Raw genomic sequence first — 2,820 nt, 5'->3', positions numbered from 1 at the left:
AGCCGAGTTCGGGGGCTGAGCCGAGTTCGGGGGCTGAGCCTGTCGAAGCCCCGAGCCTCCGATCTCATCCCAACTCTACCACCCATATTTCGCCTCCGGATACAGCACGCCAATGGCAAAGCGAAAAATCGGCGGGAAAACATAATCAAACATCTTCCAGGCGATCAGCAATCCCAGAAAGACAAATGGTGTGTGACTGAACTCCGCCACGCGGCGCGCCATATTCTCACTCAAGAAAAGGCCGAGCACGGTGATGCCGTCAAGCGGAGGCACCGGCAGCAGATTGAAAGCCATCAAGAGGAGATTGAGGCAGAAGAGGATGCTCAAGAAGGTGGCAATGGTTTCGGGAAGGCCTTCACTGCCGGCCGCCACGATTTTGGTAAAACTGAGGCTTTGCGGTATTTCAAAAACGCCTGTAGCAATGCCGGTGCGAATCGCCAGCGCGGCCAGCAGAACCAGCCCGAAATTCGCGAGCGGGCCGGCGAGCGCCATCCACGCGGCGCGCTTGGGATGACGCTGCTGCCACGCCGGATCGTAGGGCGCGCTCGCCCAGCCGATCATCCAGCGGCCTTCGTAGAGCAAAAAGGATAGCAGTGGAACGAAGATGGTTCCGAACGGCTCGCGGCGCATATGCGGGATCGGGTCGAGCGTGACCTGGCCGCCTTCGAACGCCGTCATATCACCGCCGATTTTAGCCGCCAGCGCGTGCGCTGCTTCATGACAGGTGAGTGAGAGCAGAAAAATTACGTACCAGATCGGGCCGAGCGCAAGATAATCAAAAGACATGAAAAATGACCATGAATGAGAGGTTACTTACGCTTTACACCTGACACGTTTAACGTGATAAAGGCGTCACGTGATAAGGTGTGAGAATATGCAGAATGTGCCGGGTGAGTTTAGAGACTGCTGAAGGCCTCCCGCAAATGCGCCCACGTCTCCCACAATCCTTCCGAAATGATCTTTGTGTGTCCCACCACCGGCATAAAGTTGGTGTCGCCGCTCCAGCGCGGCACGATGTGAAAATGCAGGTGATCATCTATGCCCGCGCCGGCGGCGGAGCCGACATTCATGCCGATGTTGAAGCCGTGCGGCCGCATGATGCGCTGCAACGCGCGGCTCGACTGCTGCAACAACACCATCATTTCCGCCATCTCCTCGGCGCTCAAGCGATCAAACGCGGATTCATGGCGATACGGCACTGCCATGAGATGGCCGTTGTTGTAGGGATATTTGTTCATAATCACGAACGCAAACTCGCCGCGATGGACGATGAAATTGTCGCGATCGTTCGACTGTTTGGGCTTGTCGCAAAAAATGCAGCCCGATTCCTTCGGGCCCAAGATATACTCGATGCGCCAGGGCGCCCACAATATTTGCGATTGCGTTGTGTCTGCCATCGGCTCAACCTGCGTGCGAGCCTTGCGCGCGCGCTTCTTCATACTCTTTCATCAGTTTCTCGGCCTGGTCGCGCGGCACTTCTTCATAATGGGCGAATTTTTGCGTGTAAATGCCCCGGCCTTGCGTCATCGAACGCAGTTTGTTGGAGTACTTCGCCATTTCTTTTTGTGGCACCAGCGCGCGAATGACCTGATTCTTGCCGCGGCCTTCCATACCCAAAATTTTGCCGCGATTGCCGGAAAAATCGCCCATCACATCGCCCATGTATTCATCCGGCACCGTGACTTCAACTTCCAAAATCGGTTCGAGAATAACCGGCTTGGCTTTTTGAAACGTCTCTTTGAAACACATTCTGCCCGCAGTTTTAAAGGCGTTTTCATTGGAATCCACCGGATGCATTTTGCCGTCGTACAGAACCACGCGCACGTTGGTGACGGGATAACCGGCGACCACGCCCGAAGCCATGATTTCCAAAATGCCTTTTTTGACCGCCGGAATGAAGCGCGCGTCGATCACGCCGCCGACGATGGCATTGATGAATTCCAATTTTCCGCCCCACGGCATGTCGGTCAATTCGGTGTCGCGCACGGTGTAATCACCCGGCACCGGCGCGCCCTCGCGATAGCCCTCCATATAAAAATGAACTTCGCCAAACTGGCCCGCGCCGCCGGATTGTTTTTTGTGGCGGTAAAATTCCGCGGCGCTGCCGCGAATGGTTTCGCGATAAGGGATTTTCGCATCGACAATGTTGACCTCCACGCCGTACTTTTCTTTCAAGCGCTTGACGATCATGCCAAGATGCAATTCGCTTTGTCCCATCAGCAAGACCTGATGCAGCTCGGGATCGACGCGCATGCTGAACGCGGGATCTTCATGTTCCAGCGCATGCAAGCCGGTTGACATTTTATCTTCGTCGCCTTTTGATTTCGGCTCGATCGCGATGGTCATGAGCGGGTTGGGGAAACCGATCGGCGGCAGCAGGATGATTTGACGGCTGTCACACAGCGTGTGGCCGGTATGCGTGTTGCGCAGCTTTGCCACGGCCGCAATGTCGCCCGCGTGCAAATGCGCCACTTCCGCGCGATTTTTGCCATTCATGCAATAGATTTGGCCGATTTTCTCGGAGCTGCGCTGCGTGGCATTATAAATTTCGGAATTGGGATGCATCTTGCCGGAGAACACTTTGAAGAGCGACAATTCGCCGAGATGGGCTTCTGAAAGCGTTTTAAAAACCAACGCAGAAAACGGCGCCTCGTCGGAAATTTTGCGCGTGAGTTTTTGCCCGTTGCCTTCGCCCTGGCCTGCGATTTCGCCGCGGAAATCCGGGGCCGGGCCGTATTCCACAATGAAATCAAGCAAGCCGGTTCGTTTGTGGCGTTGTGGGACGGCCGCGATACGCATGGCGCATTGGTCGGCAACGGC

The 2,820-nt window shown here is 55.6% G+C and carries 3 protein-coding genes; all 3 read right to left on the bottom strand.

Features of this window, described 5'->3' with window-relative positions; translation table 11 throughout:
- Nucleotides 1-75: 75 nt before the first annotated feature.
- Nucleotides 76-786, bottom strand: a complete 711-nt coding sequence (locus FBQ85_28890; GenBank protein ID MDL1879151.1) for a site-2 protease family protein — start codon at nucleotides 784-786, stop codon at nucleotides 76-78.
- Between the two features lie 110 nt (nucleotides 787-896).
- The gene (locus tag FBQ85_28885) at nucleotides 897-1,397 is read right to left on the bottom strand and encodes an HIT domain-containing protein (protein MDL1879150.1); all 501 of its coding nucleotides are present in this window, start codon (nucleotides 1,395-1,397) and stop codon (nucleotides 897-899) included.
- A gap of 4 nt (nucleotides 1,398-1,401) precedes the next feature.
- Nucleotides 1,402-2,799, bottom strand: a complete 1,398-nt coding sequence (fusA, locus tag FBQ85_28880; GenBank protein MDL1879149.1) for an elongation factor G — start codon at nucleotides 2,797-2,799, stop codon at nucleotides 1,402-1,404.
- Nucleotides 2,800-2,820: the final 21 nt, after the last annotated feature.

The organism is Cytophagia bacterium CHB2 (genome assembly GCA_030263535.1).
Lineage (GTDB): Bacteria > Zhuqueibacterota > Zhuqueibacteria > Zhuqueibacterales > Zhuqueibacteraceae > Coneutiohabitans.
The sequence above is the reverse complement of the archived record's forward strand: the minus strand, read 5'-3'. Positions and strand labels throughout refer to the sequence as shown.

What these genes read in the sequence shown, in the direction of transcription:
- FBQ85_28885 (MDL1879150.1), bottom strand. Translation starts at nt 1,397, where the DNA reads ATGGCAGACACAACGCAATCGCAAATATTGTGGGCGCCCTGGCGCATC.
- FBQ85_28890 (MDL1879151.1), bottom strand. Translation starts at nt 786, where the DNA reads ATGTCTTTTGATTATCTTGCGCTCGGCCCGATCTGGTACGTAATTTTT.
- fusA (MDL1879149.1), bottom strand. Translation starts at nt 2,799, where the DNA reads ATGCGTATCGCGGCCGTCCCACAACGCCACAAACGAACCGGCTTGCTT.